Source organism: Streptomyces sp. NPDC006997 (assembly GCF_040635175.1).
Classification (GTDB): Bacteria; Actinomycetota; Actinomycetes; order Streptomycetales; family Streptomycetaceae; genus Streptomyces.
Window position 1 is genome coordinate 1 of record NZ_JBEYHH010000007.1, and the last position, 17,317, is coordinate 17,317.

Genomic DNA, 17,317 nt, shown 5'->3' on the forward strand with positions numbered 1-17,317 from the left:
CCTGAACGCCTTCCAGATCGCCTTCGAAGGCCGGCTCACCCCGGCCGCCAACTGACCACTACAGAAACTGGATCAGCCGTCTACTGGACACTCCCGAGCTGCCCCGAGTTTCGTAGAGTCCGGTGATCTTGCTTCAGGCGGACTGCGGGGTGGCCTGCCAGTCTGTGGAGCCGTTGGCGTAGCGGCGATTGGACCTACGGCGGCTTCTGGGCCCCGCAGTGCGCGTAGCCGCTGTCGCCGGTCCACGAAGTCGTACGAGTCGATCGTGTGCCGACGCCCGTGCTGTTACCTTTTGAGACTCGTTGGTCATCGGGAGGTACGGGGCGGATGACGGGTAGGGCTACGGGTTTACGGCGACGTTCGGCGTGTGTCGTGTTCGACGTAACCATGTTTTCTGATCCGCCGCCGGGTCAGTGGACCGAAGGACCCCTGCCCGCCGTGTTGAGTGACGGGACGTACGCCGACCGCGAGCGTCGACTGACGTACTTTGAACCCCGCGTGGGTGCATCCCTGTTCGGCACCGCGAACCGCCCGGCGCGCTGGCACCTGAGCCACCTGGCCGACGCGGACGAACCAGGTGTCGAGGGGATGGAGTTGTTACGTGTCCCGCCTGCGGTTGCCATAGACGACAGAGCGGCGGCGCTCGCCGTGCTACATGTACGACTGGGTGACGACCCCATGGCGGAGCTGGCGGAGTACGCGCGACTCCCCGACAACCCGGCACGCTTGGACCGGCTCCTGCCGGATGGTGTGCGCATCGCGCCTGGAGCGTCGAGGGCGTGGACCCTCACCCACGTGACCTTCCCGCAGCAGCCGCCCCCCGTGCTGCCCGCTGCGTACGCGGGGTGGCCGGTGGCTGACCAGTGGTTGTGGCTGCTGGCCTCCCGCAGCAGTCTGCAGCGTTTCGCGCCGGACCCGGACGACACGTCGCTCTTCGCCGGGCGGGTGCGCTTCTCCGCCGACTGGCAGGCGTTGGTGCTGCGCGACGGAGCCGCCTTTCTCGGCACCTCCCCGGACACCGGGGACGAACACACCTTCCACGCCACGGCCGCCCGCCACGTGCACAGCCTCTACCTCGACGTGTTCCTATTGGGCCGGATGCAGCACCTTGGGGCGAACTCCCTGGCCAACGCGGTGTCCGCGCTGAGCGCCCGAGAGTCAGATGCGAGCCGTCTGCTGGCACTGGAGAGGCAGCGGATCGAGTTGCGCCGCGCCCTGTGGACCTCGCACATCACCTCCCGCGGCAAGGCGAACGAGCTACTGGAACGCTTCCAGGAGCAGCACCACCTGGACCGGTTGCTGTCGGACGCCTCGTCCGGCCTGGCGGAGACGGCGGGCTATGTGGAGGCGGCCCGCTCCCGGCGGATCTCGGTGGCGCTAAGCCTGCTGTCAGCTGTGGGACTGCCGTTTGGTGTGTGCTACGCGGCAGGAGCCCTCTGGGGCAGTCCCGGCGCGGGGACCCTGCTCATGTCCACGGCGATGGCCGTCGTACTCACAGCGCTGCTGTTCATGCTGCTTCCGCCGCTGCGGAGCCTGATGTTCGACGCGGTCCGGGAAAGGGCGGAGGACTGAGACGTGGCCCTGGTCGCTGTGAACCGTTCGGGTCCGCTGCGCCAGCGGATCGCCAAGGGGTACGGCGTGTACGTCCCCGATCCGCGGCCGGGCCGAGGGCCCGCTGAGCTGATCGCGGCGGTGCGGGCCAACCCCCCACTGATGCCGCCTCTGCCCGACGGCGGAACGTGCGTGCTGCGCACCGGTGTCCGCGCCAGGGCTGCCTTGTGGATCGATACGGGCCGGGTTTCGCTGCACGATGCGGTGGCGAGAGCCCATGTCGCCGGTGTGCTGGCCGCATCGGTGGCCGCGGTGGCCGTGGAGGTGCGCGAGCTGGGCGGCCTGCTGCTGCCGGTCGGCTGGCTCCAGCAGCCCGACCCGGTCGCCGGGCTCTGTGCCGATCTGCACTCGGTGGAGGTACTGGGCCCCTTGCAGAGGGAGCTCTTCACCAACACGGTGCGGGAGCACACCGCCCCACTGATCGTGCTGACCGGGCGGCAGCTGTACGGCCCGGGCGGGGTGGCGCCGGGAGGTTCGGCACGTCTGTCGCGCTCCTTCGGTCAGGTCGCTGCCCGCTACCTCGACTCCTGCTCGCCGGCGCATCTGGACCGGATGCGCGCCCGGTTGCGGCAAGAGGATCGGCTCGCACGACTGGAGGCGATGGACGTCAACCCGCTCGGCGAGGCGGAAGTGGGAGCGAGGGATGACGTGACGGTGAGGCTGTTCGACGCGCAAGTCACCGTGGCCGGAGCCCTGGCGCACGCGCTCCTCGTGCAGGCGCTGTCGATGTCGTCGCGGGAACTGGAGCGCACCGGGCGCCGGGTGCGCGTGGTGCCGCAGCCGGTGGTCGAACGAGACCGGGCCCGAGCGATCGCCCACGGGTTCGCGGCGGAACTCGGTGGGGACGAGGGGCGGCGGGGCGCTGGTCCGACCGCGGCGCCCGTGAAGACCCGACCCGCGGCGCAGGCCGTACGGGAACTGCTGCAGGGGCTCATGCCGTTCTTCCAACAGCTGGAAGCCACAGTCGACGAACTTGCCCCGCTGTTCCTCGGCGTGGAATTCGCCGAGTCGGCGGGGACGACCGCGTTCGTCCGCAACGAGAACGACCTGCTGACGCGGTGGTGGACCCACGACGCGAATGCGCTCGTTCCCGAGCGGCTGGGCCAGGGTCTGACCATGCCGGACTGGTTGACCACAGACCAGGTGAGCACCATGAACCGGCACACCGCCGCCGGTCGTTGGGCGGCTGCGCGGGTGTGGCTTGCGGAACGCTTGACAACCCCGGCGCCCAGCTCCGGCCGAACGGACCCGGCCGGCCCGCGGACGAGGGCGAAGGCCACCACCGGCGCGGCGCTGCTCTCCAGCGAGCAGCTCTTGGACCGGGTCGCCGAGCCGGATCTGCCCGCTGCGCAGGTGCTGGACGCCCTGCGCGCCTACTGCCGGGGCGGTGGCGTTCTGGACCTGGCCCGGCCTCTGCGCTCTCGTGGCCGGGACGACGCGCGGACCCTGCGCCGAGTGCTGCGCCCGCGCGGCGGGCAGCGGGTGCGGGCGACGGAACCGCTGTCGTCCTGGGACGACAGCAGCGCCGACCGGGCCCTGCGCGCCGCGCGCGAGAAGGGGTGGGCGCTGCTGCACTGGGACGTGTCCGAGCAGGAACACACCCGGGTACGCAAGGCGCTGCGCTCACTCGGACGTGCACCCGACGGGGTACGGCACATTCTGTTGACGGACACCACGTACACCGGCCGTGAGAACGAACGCCGCGGCACGGTCGAGATGTTGCTCGTTGCGCCGCGCGAGGAGGACGAGCGATGAACCGGCCCGCCGCCTACCCGGTCGTACCCGTCACCCTCGACCTTCGCGGGTTCCATACTCCGCCCCGGTCCCTCCAGGAGTGCGTGGCGCTGTGGAAGCGGCTGGAGCCCGAGCTGGTGACCGTCGACCCGCTGGCCGGGCCGCGGGTGCGGTTCGATCTGGGCGAAGAGGGAGAGGTGGGAGTGTGGTTCCTCGCTCCCGCGGCCGCCCGCCTGCCGCTCGGGCCTGGGACACCGTTCGCGATCCACGGTGTGCTGGAGTCGGCCGTGGTGCGCAACACCTGCGCCACGTGCCGGACGTCCGGCTCCACGACGTACGCGCCGTACCGCTGCCCCGGCTGCGACGAGGGACGCCGCGTTGGCCGCGTCTGCGAGGCGCACGCCGTGTTTCTGGACGGCAGCCTGCGCGCCTCCTGCGTCCGGCACGCGCCGGTGTGCCGGTGCGGAACGGCGGCCGTTGCCTGGTGCAGCGGGGTGCGCTGCCGGTCCCGCACGGCGTGGTGCGAGACCCATCTGTGCCGCCACCCTGGGGACGCGTCGGTGGCGTACTGCGCGGACTGCTATGCCGAGCGCTTCCCGGAGTGCGAGGTGCAGCAGTGCTCCGACACCGGGTACATCTGCTGCGAGCACCGCACTCTGGCCGCGATGAAGCCGTGCGGTCGTCGAGTGTGCGCGGATCATGTGCGGCGCTGGCAGGTGTACGGCCGCTTCAGCCGCGGTGTCGCCCTGTGCTCCCGGCACCACCGCGGGCTGGGGTCGACATCCGCGGAGGACCTGATCGACATCGTGCTGGCAGGCACGGTGGCCCGGGCGAACGGCAAGCGCTGGAAGTCGGCGAGCAACCGCAGGGTGCAACTGCCGCGGATCAGCATCATACGGCACATTCTCATCAACACCCGGGGAGCTGTGCTGGACATGGAGGACATTGACCGACTGTTCACCTCGCTGGAACGGCGGCTGCGCGGCCTGCCGTCGAGGGACGTGACGGTGTCGTCGGCCCTGGACCTCCTCGCGCGGCACCGAACGTCGCGGCGGGAGGACATCGAACGGTTCCGGCAGCAGCACGTGGAGGGGCACGCGTACTTCAACCGGATGATCGACGCGCTGCGGCGCGCGGGCCGCTGGCAACTGGCAGACGCGGTGGAGTTCTCCGACTTCCGGCCCGGCAGCGGAATCCTGTTCGTGAAGGTGCCCGAGCACCTGGTTGGCCTGTTCAAGGGCAAACGCCGTGCCAACATACAGCAGTTGGAACAACAGGTGGGCGTGAGTATCCAAGTGGAGCGGCGCGGATGACTGGCTTCAAACACTCGGCGGCCGACACCCGCTTGGTCACGGTCGGCGGAGTCGGCCTGGTCGGCGACAACCGGCTGGCCGTCGCCGCGTCCCGGCTGGCCGCGGACTCGGCGGGCGTACTGCAGGTGCCCGGTACGGACGGCAGGCCCGCCCGCTTGGTGGCCGTGCGGCTGTTGCCCACCCCCGCGGTGCCGGCCGATGTGGTGGTCGCGCCAGCGTCACTGCTGCAGGAGCACCGTCTCTCCCCCGACGAGCATTGGGAGCTGACGGTGGCCGACGCTGCGACGCCCGCTGTGCTGGAGCTGGAACTGCCGTCAGGTGCGTCCATGGAAGAAGCCACGGCCCTGCTGCTGCGGGCCCCGCTGCTGAGCGGGCACGTCCTCACCCACGGCTTCGAGACGTCGCCGGACGTGTGGATCGACGCTTCCGGGACGCTGTTCCGGGTGCGGCAGGCCCTGGATCACGGCGGGCAGACGATGCGTGGCCTGCTGCGGGTCGGCCCCGAGACACAGCTGACGCTGTTCGCGCCCGGGGAGCGCGGTGGCGTCGACATCGTCGTCCTCGCCGACTGCTCCGGATCGATGAGCATCGACGACATCCCCTCGGTGCAGCGTGATGCGGGCCGGGTGCTGAGCAGGCTGCGCCAGCCGTCGACGATGACCCGGATGGAGGCCCTGAAGGACGCTCTGGGCGCCATGATCGACACGCGTACCCGGTACGAGGGCCTGGGTACCCGTTTCGCCCTGGTGAGTTTCGACCACGAGCACGAGCCGATGTTCCCGCGCCGGTGGGGCATGGAGGAGGTGGCAGACGCCCGCTCCGTACAGCAATTGCGCGAGGCTGTGTCGTTGTTGAACTGTTTCAGAGGTGGCGGCACGGACATTGGCAAGGCCCTGCACAAGTCGGGCGAGCTGTTGCACCGGTACGGCACGCCGGGCAACGAGCGACTGGTCGTGCTGGTGAGCGACGGCGCGCACTTCGCGCCCCTGCCCGATGAGCGCAGCGGGGAGTCCGTCTCCGGAACCCAGGACCCCGTATCGCTGATGGAGGACTTGCACGCCGGTCTCGGCATCCGGCTGCACGCGGTCGGGATCAGCGACGAGCCGCTCTTCGACCGCTGGTGGCAGGCGCGTCGGCACCACCCGGACTGGACGCCGCAGGCCCACGAGAGCATGGTGCCCAACCACCGGATGCTCGGCGAACTTGTCGCGGTGGCGGGTGGCGACCGACACCGCATCGGCGGCCTCGACGTCTTGGAGGAGTACTTCGCTGAACTCGGCAGTGGCGTTGTGCGCGCGGTGGGCCGCCCCGCGCGCCTGCGGCTGCCCGCCCTCCAGGTCACACCCGAGGAACTGGCCGCCCAGCCGCCCCGGCAGTCCCCAGCCGATCCGCGGCAGCGCCGGATGTACGAGGTGGCGGTCGACGAGGTGCTGCTTGCGTACAGCAGGGTGTGCGAGGCGTCCATCGCCCGGCTCGGTTACGCGCTGCTGCGGGCGTCACCGCCGTCCGATTTGAGCCGGTTGCGGCAGCCGTGCACCGACCGGGCGGACTTCATCGCCTGGCTGTCCGTGGCGTACCAGGTGTTCAACGAGCGCCTGCACGAGGAACTGCGCCGTCCCTTCGACAGGGCGGGCCGCCCGCGCGACCCCGAGAAGGTGCTGGACCTGCCACAACTGGCGACCGCCTTCTGGAACGACCGTATGTCCCAGTTGCACGAACTGCGGAACTTCTACCACCACGACCGCGCCCAGGACAAACACGCCGAACACAACCGCATAGCGGGCGGCATCATTCAGCGTCACACCGGCAGCTACGCCCCTCTGGAAACCGACACGGCCGCCTGGCAATCCCTTCAACTGGGCCTGCTGCGCGACCTTACAGCCCTTCTTAACGAAGCCCACACGACCCTGGACACGGCTCCGGAACCGGCCACGAAGTCCACGGAGGGACCGGCGGGTACGGGCGGGGTGCGACTCAAGGCGCAGTGGCACGACTGAGGGGTTGCGAAGCGCTGAGGTCCGGCGGCCCGCACACGCGGTTTCCCGGACCGACGTTCCGGCATCCCAGCACGCCGCCGCACCCCTGCTCCACCCCCGCATCGCAGGCCGAGCAGGGGAGTGCGGCGGCCTCCGTCTCCCACGAACCCGGTCTGAGATGTCCCGGAAGGGACCAGCGGACGCGATGGCCTGCTGCAAGGGGCGGTCGTGAGTCGCTGACCTGCAGAAATGGCCTTTCAGCTGTTTCGTGCTCGTATCCGTTGATGCAGCCGGAAGTCCCAGAAAAGTCCAGGGAGATCCAATGCCCGCAGCCACTCCTTCGGCTCGACGCAGGGAGTGCGGGCGCGGTGCGGAACGGCTGGCGGCCGGTGAAGGTCCCGCGGCTTGGGAGCCACGTGACGGGCGGTCGGCTTATGCCATAGGCGACCGTGGACTTCTGGACGTCAGGCGCCGTGGCGGGATGCGCGTGTAGAGGTCACCGAGGCCGGCGGCATCTACCTCCAGCATGGCCGTCATCCCGACAACTCGGCGTCTGCGTGCAGCGGCGACCAGGCGGTGTCCACCGACACTGCGCCTCCGGCGGCAGGCGCCGAACCGTGTCGGCGCGGATAGCCGTCCACCTGGGGATCGAGTAGCCGCCGGTCTCCCGCCATCACCAGGGCCGAGAGCAAGCGGCGCGCCGAGGCCGATTGGTTGCAGGCAGTGTGCACTGAACTGGTCGGTACCGTCACCGACTTCGGCCGCGTGACGACCGCTTCGGAGGCTGCCCAAGAAGTGCGTGCCCTACGATCGCCGCCCCCTTCCCAGCGGCGCCCGTCGACCTTACGGCGCTGTTCCTGTGGGAGTTCAGGCGGCTCGTCGAGGAGGAGGGCCAGGACTGGCGGACGGTCCTGCGCGCCGACGCGGCCTCCGCGCCGGGCCGGGTGAAGCCGGGCCTCGCCACGTTCGTCCGTGTCGTGTGGCAGCGGGTCACCGACAACATCCACGCCCGCTCCGCCGAGCCGCGCACAGCGCTCGTCCTCCGCGATGCGGGTCTGATCGCCCGGTACCGGGGCGAGGGCGGGTGTACGTTCCTGGTCACCCTCCAGGAAGCCGCCCGCCGACTGCCGGAGGGACCACACGGCCTGGGCTCCTGTCCCCGATGGAGTCCCGCACGCAGGACCCACACCTGATCGCCTGTCGTTTCCCCGAGACTGTTCCCGTGGTGTTCCGGGCGGTCAGGTAGGCGCCGACCGCTTGGTCCAAGGCGTCACCGTCGACGACCGCGAGCGCGCGACCGATCGTGGTCCGCGAGGGGGCACGGCGCCACCTGAGCGGATGCTGGCGGACTCCGACGGCCGTTAGCACGGTGTCCGAGGCCCGTGCCGCCCACTCGGCGATCTCATCCACACTCCTCATTCCGGAGACGGCCGCGCAGGCGCAGACGAGGAGGATCGCGGTCAGCGGGTACCAGCGGTCCCGCCTCGCCCGTGGGTCGGGCACCCGCTCCAGAAAGGGCCGCATGTCAGCGACTTGACTGGCATCCAGCGGATCCAGTTTCACCAGCACCGGCGGGATGAGAGAAGATGCAGCGGCAGGCACGGGCCACCTCATGATCGTTGAGCTTCGACACCCCAATGATCCCGAAGCCCGTGCCTGCTTTGCTATGCACCCCAACCGGTCACGGTCCGACCAACCGCCCGACCCCGGAACTCGCCCAAGTCCTGCTGACGCGGGTGGCAGACTGAGGTCCGTGGTGGACCAGGTGCTGACGGGCGCTAGCGTGGTCGGTGCTGACCACAGGGACCGTGCTGGTTCGGTGCTGACTACAGGGGCTAGGTAAGGGGAAACATGCAGGTCGGAGCGGTGTCTTGAGAATTCTGCACACCTCCGACTGGCATCTCGGCCGGGCGTTCCACCGGGTGAACATGCTCGGCGCGCAGGCCGGGTTCATCGGGCACCTCGTCACGACCGTGCGGGAGCGGGACGTGGACGCCGTGGTCGTGGCCGGGGACGTGTACGACCGCGCGGTGCCGCCGCTGGCCGCGGTCGAGCTGTTCGACGACGCGCTGCACCGGCTCGCCGACGCCGGGGTGCCCACGGTGATGATCTCCGGCAACCACGACTCCGCCCGCCGCCTCGGCGTCGGCGCCGGGCTCATCGACCGGGCCGGGATCCACCTGCGGACCGAGCCGTCGGCGTGCGGCACGCCCGTCGTCCTCCGGGACGCGCACGGCGACGTGGCCTTCTACGGGCTGCCCTACCTCGAACCCGCCCTCGTCAGGGACGCGTTCGGCGTCGAGAAGGCCGGGCACGAGGCGGTGCTGAGCGCCGCCATGGACCGGGTCCGCGCCGACCTCGCCACACGCGCGCGTGGCACCCGCGCCGTCGTCCTCGCGCACGCCTTCGTCACCGGCGGCGAGGCCAGCGACAGCGAGCGGGACATCACCGTCGGCGGGGTGGCCGCCGTACCCGCCGGGGTCTTCGACGGCGTCGACTACACCGCGCTGGGCCACCTGCACGGCTGCCAGACCATCACCGAGCGCGTGCGCTACTCCGGCTCCCCGCTGCCGTACTCCTTCTCCGAGGCGGACCACCGCAAGAGCATGTGGCTCGTCGACCTCGGGGCGGACGGGTCGGTCGCCGCCGAGCGCGTGGACTGCCCGGTGCCCCGGCCGCTGGCCCGGATCCGCGGCACCCTGGAGGAACTCCTCGCCGATCCCGCGCTCGCCGCGCACCAGGAGGCGTGGGTCGAGGCGACGCTCACCGACGCGGTCCGCCCGGCCGAGCCCATGGCCCGGCTCAGCGAACGGTTCCCGCACACCCTCAGCCTCGTCTTCGACCCCGAACGCGCCCCCGACGACCCCGACGTCTCCTACGCCAGACGGCTGGCGGGCCGCGACGACCAGCAGATCGCCGAGGACTTCGTCGCCCATGTGCGCGGCGCGGGACCCGACGCGCGCGAGCGGGCCGTGCTGCGGGACGCGCTCGACGCCGTGCGCGCCGAACGCACCGCGCGGGAGGTGGCCGGATGAGGCTGCACCGGCTCGACCTCACCGCCTTCGGACCGTTCGGCGGCACCCAGGGCGTCGACTTCGACGCCCTGTCGGCGGCCGGGCTGTTCCTGCTGCACGGCCCGACCGGCGCCGGCAAGACGTCCGTCCTCGACGCGGTGTGCTACGCCCTCTACGGCGCCGTCCCCGGCGCCCGCCAGAGCGGCCAGGGCATCACCCTGCGCAGCGACCACGCCGCGCCCGGCACGCGCACGTCCGTGACGCTGGACCTGACCGTCGCGGGCCGCCGACTGGAGATCACCCGGCAGCCGCCCTGGGAGCGGCCCAAGAAGCGCGGCACCGGCACCACCCTGGACAAGGCGCAGAGCCGGCTGCGCGAGTACGACGCCGTGGCCGGGGCCTGGAAGGACCTCAGCCGGTCCCACCAGGAGATCGGCGAGGAGGTCACCCAGCTGCTCGGGATGAGCCGGGAGCAGTTCTGCCAGGTCGTGCTGTTGCCGCAGGGCGACTTCGCGGCCTTCCTCCGCGCCGACGCCGAGAAACGCGGCAGGCTCCTCGGCAAACTCTTCGACACCCACCGGTTCGCCGAGGTGGAGAAGCGGCTCGCGGAGCGCCGACGCGCCACCGAGGCCGGCGTCCGCGCGGGCGACGCGGCGCTGCTGGCCGACGCCCACCGGATGCAGCAGGCGGCGGGCGACGCCATGGCGCCGCCCGAACTGCAGCCCGGCGACCCCGGCCTCGCGGAAGCCGTGCTGAGCGCCGCCGCCGTCGCCCGCAGCGCCGCCCGCGAGCAGCTCACCGTCGCCGAGTGCGGCCTCACCGCCGCCGAGTCCGCCCAGCACGCCGCCGACCGCGCCCTGGCCGACGTACGCGAACTGGTCCGGCTGCAACGGCGGTTCGCCGAGGCGCGGGAGCGGGCACGGCGGCTGGACGAGCGGTCCGGGGAGCAGCGGGAGGCGCTGGCGCGGCTGGAACGCTCCCGCAAGGCCGAGGCCGTCGCTCCCGCCCTGGAGCTGCGGGAGGCCGCCGACGCCGAGCACCGGCGGGCGGCCACCGCGGAGGCACGCGCGCGTGCCCAGCTGCCCGACACGCTCGTGGACGCCGGGGCGGCCGGGCTCGCCGCCGCCGCGCGCCGGGCCGCCGAGGAACTGGGCGGCCTGGAGTCCGCCCGGCGCGCCGAGCAGCGGCTCGCCGAACTCACCGGTGAGCGCGCCGACCTGGACCGCCAGGAACGCGCCGACGAGGACGTGCTCGCGGAGACGGAGACCTGGCTCGCCGGCTGGGAGACCGCCCGCGCCGCCCTCCAGGAGCGGATCGACGCCGCCCAGGACGCCGCCGCCCTCGCCGAACAGCTCGCCGTACGCCGCGACCCCGCGCGGCAGCGCCTCACCGCCGCCCGGCTGCGCGACCAGCTCGCCGGGGACACCGGCGCCGCCCAGCGGCGGGCCCTCGCCTCCGGCGAAGCCGCCCTCGCCGCCCGCGCGCACTGGCTCGACCTGAAGGAACAGCGGCTCACCGGCATCGCCGCCGAACTGGCCGCCCACCTCAAGGACGGCGAACCCTGCGCCGTCTGCGGCGCCACCGCGCACCCGGCGCCCGCGCGGAAGGTCGCCGGGCACGTCGACCGCGCCGCCGAGGAACAGGCGCTGGCCGCCTACCAGCGCGCCGAGGAACGGCACGCCGAGGACGAACAGCGGCTGGGCACCGTACGCGAGGCCCTGGCCGCCGCCACCGCCGAGGCGGGCGACGCGCCCACGGACCGGCTCGCCGCCGAGGCCGACGAACTGGAGCACGCCTACACGCGGGCCCGCCGGGACGGCTCCGCGCTGCACGCCCTGCGCGAGGAACTGCGGGCCGCCGAGGACGAGCACGCGCGGCGGACCGCCGCACGGCAGCAGGCCGCCCTGCGCACGGCCTCCCGGGCCGCCCACCGGGACGCCCTCGACCGCCAGAAGGCCGTCCTGGAGGAGGAGCTGGCGCGGGTCACGGGCGGCTCCGGCAGTGTGGCCGCGCGGGCCGCGCACCTGGAGCGGCGGGCGGCCCTGCTCACCGACGCCGCCGACGCCGCGCGCACCGCCGAGGACACCGCCCAGCGCCTCAAGGACGCCGACGCCCGCCTCGCCGACGCCGCCTACCGGGCGGGCTTCGACACGCCCCGCGCCGCCGCCGACGCCCTGCTCGACGACGCCGTCCACCGTGAGCTGCAACGACGGCTCGACGACTGGCAGACCGAGCAGGCCGCCGTCCGCGCGGTGCTCGCCGAGGCCGACACCGTGGCCGCCGCCGCGCGGCCCGCCGCCGACCTCACCGCCGCCGAGGACGCCGCCGCCACGGCCGCGCGCCGGGTCCGCGAGGCCGCCTCCACGCGGGACGCCGCCGCCCGCCGCGGCGCCGAACTCGACCGGCTCTCCGCGCGCGCGGCCACCGCCGTACGGCGGCTCGCGCCGCTGCGTGGGGAGTACGACCGGGTGGCCCGGCTGGCCGCCCTGGCCGCGGGCACCTCCGCCGACAACGAACGCCGGATGCGCCTGGAGTCGTACGTCCTGGCCGCCCGCCTGGAGCAGGTCGCCGCCGCCGCGACCGTACGGCTGACCCGCATGTCGTCCGGCCGCTACACCCTCGTCCACTCCGACGACCGCACCGGCCGGGGCCGCAGCGGTCTCGGGCTGCATGTCGTGGACGCCTGGACCGGCCGGGAGCGGGACACCGCGACGCTGTCCGGCGGGGAGACGTTCTTCGCGTCGCTGGCGCTCGCGCTGGGCCTCGCGGACGTCGTCACCGACGAGGCGGGCGGGGTGCGCCTGGACACCCTCTTCATCGACGAGGGCTTCGGCAGCCTCGACGACCAGACCCTCGACGAGGTCCTCGACGTCCTCGACGCGCTGCGGGAACGGGACCGCAGCGTCGGCATCGTCAGCCACGTCGCCGATCTGCGGCGCCGCGTCCACGCCCAACTGGAGGTCGTCAAGGGCAGGTCGGGGTCGACGCTGCGGCAGCGGGGCGCCGGATAGGCGTCAGCGGCCCAGCGGGCGCCGGGGGAGCGGGGAGGAGTAGACGACGCTCGTCGTCACCGAGCCGAGCGCGCCGATCCGCCCCGACACCTCCTCCAGGTGGGACATGGAGCGCGCCGCGACCTTGATCACGAAGCAGTCGTCGCCGGTGACGTGGTGTGCCTCCAGGATCTCCGGCGTCGCGGCGACCAGGTCGTGGAAGGGCTTGTAGTTGCCGGTCGGGTAGCGCAGCCGGACGAACGCCAGGATCGGCAGCCCGAGCCGCTCCGGGTCGACCACGGCGGCGTAGCCCCGGATCACCCCGGCCTCCTCCAGGCGCCGCACCCGCTCGGTGACCGCGCTCGCGGACATGGAGACGGCGCGGGCCAGCTCGGCGAACGACGCCCGTCCCTCACGCTGGAGGACGTCGAGGATGCGCCAGTCGGTGGCGTCCGGGGAATACGTGGTCATCCCCGAGGAATAGCAGGGGGATCCCCGGTCGATCAAGCTGAACGCCGGGGAACGCCGGTTCAGCTGCACGGTCACCGGCCGTAGATTTTCGCCATGACCACCAGCACCGTGAACCCCGTCCTGCGCGTCGCGCCCGCCGCTCCCGCCGAGGCCGCCGCCCACTTCCGCGCCAGCCTCGCCTTCCACGCCGACGTCTTTGACGTGGCCGCCGCCCTCGCGACGGACGGCGACCCCGGCTTCGTCGTCCTGGACTCCCGGTCCACCGAGGCGTGGGACCAGGGCCACGTGCCCGGCGCCGTGCACCTGCCCACCGCGCTCGTCCCCGAGCAGGCCGGACAGCTCCTCGACCGGGCCGTGCCGGTGGTGACGTACTGCTGGGGTCCCGGCTGCAACGGCGCCACGCGCGCCGCCCTCGCCCTCGCCGGACTCGGCTACCAGGTCAAGGAGATGCTCGGCGGGTTCGAGTACTGGGTGCGTGAGGGGTTCGAGTTCGAGACCTGGCAGGGGCGCGAGCGCCGCCCGCCCGACCCGCTGACGGCGCCCGGGGCGGGCGGGGACTGCGGCTGCTGAAGGGGAAGCGGGGACTGCGGCTGCTGAGGGGGGCGGCGGGGCTGTCGGGCCCCGCCGCCCCACCGGTCACAGCCGGGACAGCTCGTCCACCAGGTCGTCCAGGCCCAGCGAACCCTGTGAGAGGGCCGCCATGTGCCACGCCTTCAGGTCGAAGGAGTCGCCGTGCCGCTCGCGGGCCCGGTCCCGGCCCAGCAGCCAGGCCCGCTCGCCCAGCTTGTAGCCGATCGCCTGGCCCGGGATCGTCAGGTAGCGGGTCAGCTCGCTCTCCACGAAGTCCGCCGGACGGCTGCTGTGCGACCCGAAGAACTCCTGCGCCAGCTCCGGCGTCCAGCGCTCCCCCGGGTGGAACGGGGAGTCCGCCGGGATCTCCAGCTCCAGGTGCATACCGATGTCGACGATGACCCGCGTGGCCCGCATCATCTGCGCGTCCAGGTAGCCGAGCCGCCGCTCCGGGTCGGTGAGGAAGCCGAGTTCGTCCATCAGCCGCTCCGCGTACAGCGCCCAGCCCTCGCAGTTGGCGCTGACCTGGCCGAGCGTGGCCTGGTAGCGGGACAGCTTCCCGGCGACGTACGTCCACTGCGCGAGCTGGAGGTGGTGGCCCGGCACCCCCTCGTGGTACCAGGTCGACACCAGGTCGTAGACGGGGAAGCTGGTGAGGCCCATCGTCGGCAGCCAGGTGCGGCCGGGGCGCGAGAAGTCCTCCGACGGCGCGGTGTAGTACGGGGCCGCGGCGCCGCCCGGCGGGGCGATGCGCGACTCCACCTTCCGGACCGGCTCGACCAGTTCGAAGTGCGTGCCGTCCAGCGCCTCGATCGCCTCGTCCATCAGGCCCTGGAGCCACTCCCGGACCTCGTCGACGCCCTCGATGCGCCGCCCGTGCTCGTCGAGGTGCGCCAGCGCCACCCACGGCGTGGCGGCACCCGGCAGGATCTTCTCGGCCTCCCGCCGCATCTCGCCGAGCAGCCGGTGGAACTCGGCCCAGCCGTACGCGTACGCCTCGTCCAGGTCCAGGTCGGTGCCGTTGAAGTAGCGCGCCAGGCGGGCGTAGCGCTCCCGGCCCACCGTGTTCGGGGCGCCCTCGATGGTCGGCGCGTACACGTCCCGCATCCAGTCGCGCAGTTCCACCACGGAGGCGGTCGCCGCGCGGGCGGCCTCGTCCAACTCGGCGCGCAGCGCCTCAGGACCGGCCGACGCGAACTCCTCGAACCAGCCGCGTCCGGTGCCGTCCGTGCCGGACCACTCCGTGAGCTGCTCGATGAACGTGGCGGTCGGCCGCGGCGCCCCGAACAGCTTGCGGTCCAGACCGAGCGCCAGGGACGCCCGGTAGCCCGACAGGGCGCCCGGGACCGCGCGCAGCCGCTCGGCGATCGCCGCCCAGTCGTCGTCCGTGTCGGCCGGGGTCACGGTGAACACCTCGCGCACCGAGTGCGGCGGCATCCCCAGGTTGCCGACCGCGCGCAGGCCCTCGTCCGCCTCGTGCACGGCGAGTTCGGCGGTCAGCCGCTCGCGCAGCAGGCGTGCGCACCGGCGCTCGATGTCACTGTCCGCGCCGGGCTGGCGCTCCGCCTCGTCGAGCTTGGCGAGCGTCGTCCGGGCCAGTTCGGCGGTCGCCTCCTGACCGGCGGGGGAGAGGTCGGGCAGCCGGTTCGACGACTCCCGCACCCCCAGATAGGTGCCGGTGATCGGGTCGAGCGCGATGAAGGCGTCGACGTAGGCGTCGGCGACCGCGCGGGGCAGCGGGCTGTTCGTCTCCGGCTGGCTGGTCTCTGGCAGGCTCGTCTCTGACATGCGGTCCATCCTCGTACGGTGATCCGCCGCGCGTCAGCCCGATTGCGCCGAGGGCGTAGGCGGCAGCAGCGGTCCGCAGTCCCACTGCTGGAAGATCAGCCGGGTCTCGACGCGGGCGACCTCCTTGCGGGAGGTGAACTCGTCCAGGACCAGCCGCTGCAAGTCGGCCATGTCCGCGACCGCGACATGGACGAGATAGTCGTCGGGACCGGTGAGGTGGAAGACGGTCCGGGACTCCGGCAGTGCCCTGATGCGCTCCACGAACGGCCCCACCAGCTCCCGCCGGTGCGGTCTGACCTGCACCGACAGCAACGCCTGGAGGCCGCGGCCCAGCTTCGCCGGGTCGAGCCGCAGCTGATGGCCGAGAATCACCCCCGCCCGCCGCAGCCGCGTCACCCGGTCCAGACAGGTGGACGGGGCGACCCCCACCTGCGCCGCGAGGTCCCGGTACGTCGTCCGGGCGTCGTTCTGCAACAGGCGCAACAGTTCGAGGTCCACCGGATCCAGTTCGACGGAGTCAGCCATCGACCGAACGTAACACGGCGGTCGGACCCGGTGGCCCGGTCGTCGTTCACTCTGCCGTCCATGGACACCTCCATGGACACCCCGGTCGCGCCCCGGACCCCGCGGGCCCTGGCGACCGAAGCCGTGCACGCGGGCCGCGACGACCTCGCCCGGCAGGGCCTGCACGCCGCGCCGATCGACCTGTCGACCACCTACCCGTCGTACGACAGCCGGGGCGAGGCCGCCCGGATCGACGCCTTCGCCGCCACCGGCGCCGAACCGGACGGTCCCCCCGTCTACGCCCGGCTGGGCAACCCCACCGTCGCCCGCTTCGAGACCGCGCTGGCCCGGCTGGAGGGCACCGAGGCCGCCGTCGCGTTCGCCAGCGGGATGGCCGCCCTGAGCGCGGTGCTGCTGGTCCGGGCCTCGCTCGGACTCCGGCACGTGGTCGCCGTACGGCCGCTGTACGGGTGCAGCGACCACCTGCTGACCGCGGGGCTGCTGGGATCCGAGGTCACCTGGACGGACCCGGCCGGGGTCGCGGACGCGCTGCGCCCGGACACCGGCCTGGTGATGGTCGAGTCCCCGGCCAACCCCACCCTCGCCGAGACCGACCTGCGGGCGCTGGCGCACTCCTGCGGGTCGGTGCCGCTGCTGGTGGACAACACCTTCGCCACACCCGTGCTGCAGCGGCCGGTCGAGCAGGGGGCGCGGCTGGTGCTGCACAGCGCCACCAAGTACCTCGGCGGGCACGGCGACGTGATGGCGGGCGTGGTGGCCTGCGACGAGGAGTTCGCCGGACGGCTGCGGCAGGTGCGGTTCGCCACCGGGGGCGTGCTCCACCCGCTCGCCGGATACCTGCTGCTGCGCGGTCTCTCGACACTGCCGGTGCGGGTGCGGGCCGCCTCCGACAACGCCGCCGAACTCGCCCGCCGCCTCGCCGCCGACCCGCGCGTGGCCGCCGTCCACTACCCGCGCATCGGCGGCGCCATGGTCGCCTTCGAGACGTACGGCGACCCGCACGACGTCATCGGCGGCGTCCGGCTCATCACCCCCGCCGTCAGCCTCGGCAGCGTCGACACCCTGATCCAGCACCCGGCGTCCATCAGCCACCGCATCGTCGACGCCGACGACCGCCGTGACGCCGGGGTGAGCGACCGCCTCCTGCGGATGTCGGTGGGCCTGGAGGACGTCGAGGACCTGTGGACCGACCTGGACCAGGCCCTGGGAGCGGGTCGGCGCCCCGAAGAGGCACTGGGGACGGCCGCGGTGGGCCATCGCCCCCAAGGGGCGCGGGGAGCCACGCGACCAGCCACGACGGCGCGGTAGCCGGACGACGGCGTACC

12 protein-coding genes are annotated in these 17,317 nt (G+C 72.8%); 8 read left to right on the plus strand and 4 right to left on the minus strand.

Annotation, left to right across the window (positions count from 1 at the left end; genetic code table 11):
• Window positions 1-372: 372 nt before the first annotated feature.
• The 4 genes from ABZ659_RS08765 (at window position 373) to ABZ659_RS08780 (ending at window position 6,655) form a co-directional block, all read left to right on the plus strand.
• A complete protein-coding gene (locus ABZ659_RS08765; protein ID WP_360215107.1) occupies window positions 373-1,572 on the plus strand; it encodes a hypothetical protein in 1,200 nt (399 codons plus the stop codon).
• A 171-nt stretch (window positions 1,573-1,743) separates the two neighbouring features.
• Window positions 1,744-3,366, plus strand: a complete 1,623-nt coding sequence (locus tag ABZ659_RS08770) for a hypothetical protein (RefSeq protein WP_360215110.1) — start codon at window positions 1,744-1,746, stop codon at window positions 3,364-3,366.
• On the plus strand, window positions 3,363-4,658 hold the full coding sequence (locus tag ABZ659_RS08775) for a KH domain-containing protein (RefSeq protein ID WP_360215113.1): 1,296 nt from the start codon (window positions 3,363-3,365) through the stop codon (window positions 4,656-4,658). Before ABZ659_RS08770 ends, ABZ659_RS08775 begins: the two co-directional genes overlap by 4 nt.
• Window positions 4,655-6,655 carry a vWA domain-containing protein gene (locus ABZ659_RS08780; protein ID WP_360215116.1) on the plus strand — a complete coding sequence of 667 codons (2,001 nt, stop codon included), beginning with the start codon at window positions 4,655-4,657 and terminating at the stop codon, window positions 6,653-6,655. Before ABZ659_RS08775 ends, ABZ659_RS08780 begins: the two co-directional genes overlap by 4 nt.
• 1,077 nt (window positions 6,656-7,732) lie before the next feature.
• Here ABZ659_RS08780 and ABZ659_RS08785 read toward each other — a convergent pair.
• Complete coding sequence (locus ABZ659_RS08785; protein WP_360215119.1) at window positions 7,733-8,248, minus strand: transposase family protein; 516 nt, start codon at window positions 8,246-8,248, stop codon at window positions 7,733-7,735.
• A 257-nt stretch (window positions 8,249-8,505) separates the two neighbouring features.
• Here ABZ659_RS08785 and ABZ659_RS08790 point away from each other — a divergent pair, with 257 nt between their 5' ends.
• Both ABZ659_RS08790 and ABZ659_RS08795 read left to right on the plus strand, forming a co-directional pair.
• Entirely contained in the window at window positions 8,506-9,669 is a 1,164-nt protein-coding gene (locus tag ABZ659_RS08790; protein WP_360215121.1) for an exonuclease SbcCD subunit D, read from the plus strand.
• The gene (locus tag ABZ659_RS08795) at window positions 9,666-12,659 is read left to right on the plus strand and encodes an SMC family ATPase (RefSeq protein WP_360215124.1); all 2,994 of its coding nucleotides are present in this window, start codon (window positions 9,666-9,668) and stop codon (window positions 12,657-12,659) included. The genes ABZ659_RS08790 and ABZ659_RS08795 overlap by 4 nt, the downstream gene beginning before the upstream one ends.
• A 3-nt stretch (window positions 12,660-12,662) precedes the next feature.
• Here ABZ659_RS08795 and ABZ659_RS08800 read toward each other — a convergent pair whose 3' ends face one another.
• Window positions 12,663-13,109: an Lrp/AsnC family transcriptional regulator gene (locus tag ABZ659_RS08800; protein ID WP_360215127.1), complete on the minus strand. Its 447-nt coding sequence runs from the start codon at window positions 13,107-13,109 to the stop codon at window positions 12,663-12,665.
• A 93-nt stretch (window positions 13,110-13,202) separates the two neighbouring features.
• Between ABZ659_RS08800 and ABZ659_RS08805 the strand changes: the two genes are divergently transcribed.
• Window positions 13,203-13,679 (plus strand): rhodanese-like domain-containing protein, encoded by a 477-nt coding sequence (locus ABZ659_RS08805; RefSeq protein WP_360215130.1) that lies wholly within the window; start codon window positions 13,203-13,205, stop codon window positions 13,677-13,679.
• A 66-nt stretch (window positions 13,680-13,745) separates the two neighbouring features.
• Here the strand turns inward: ABZ659_RS08805 and ABZ659_RS08810 are convergent, their stop codons facing one another.
• Entirely contained in the window at window positions 13,746-15,467 is a 1,722-nt protein-coding gene (locus ABZ659_RS08810) for a DUF885 domain-containing protein (protein WP_360215133.1), read from the minus strand.
• Window positions 15,468-15,500: 33 nt separating this feature from the next.
• On the minus strand, window positions 15,501-15,992 hold the full coding sequence (locus ABZ659_RS08815) for an Lrp/AsnC family transcriptional regulator (protein WP_210919923.1): 492 nt from the start codon (window positions 15,990-15,992) through the stop codon (window positions 15,501-15,503).
• 60 nt (window positions 15,993-16,052) lie between these two features.
• Between ABZ659_RS08815 and ABZ659_RS08820 the strand changes: the two genes are divergently transcribed.
• Window positions 16,053-17,300 (plus strand): PLP-dependent transferase, encoded by a 1,248-nt coding sequence (locus tag ABZ659_RS08820; RefSeq protein WP_360215136.1) that lies wholly within the window; start codon window positions 16,053-16,055, stop codon window positions 17,298-17,300.
• Window positions 17,301-17,317 lie beyond the last annotated feature (17 nt).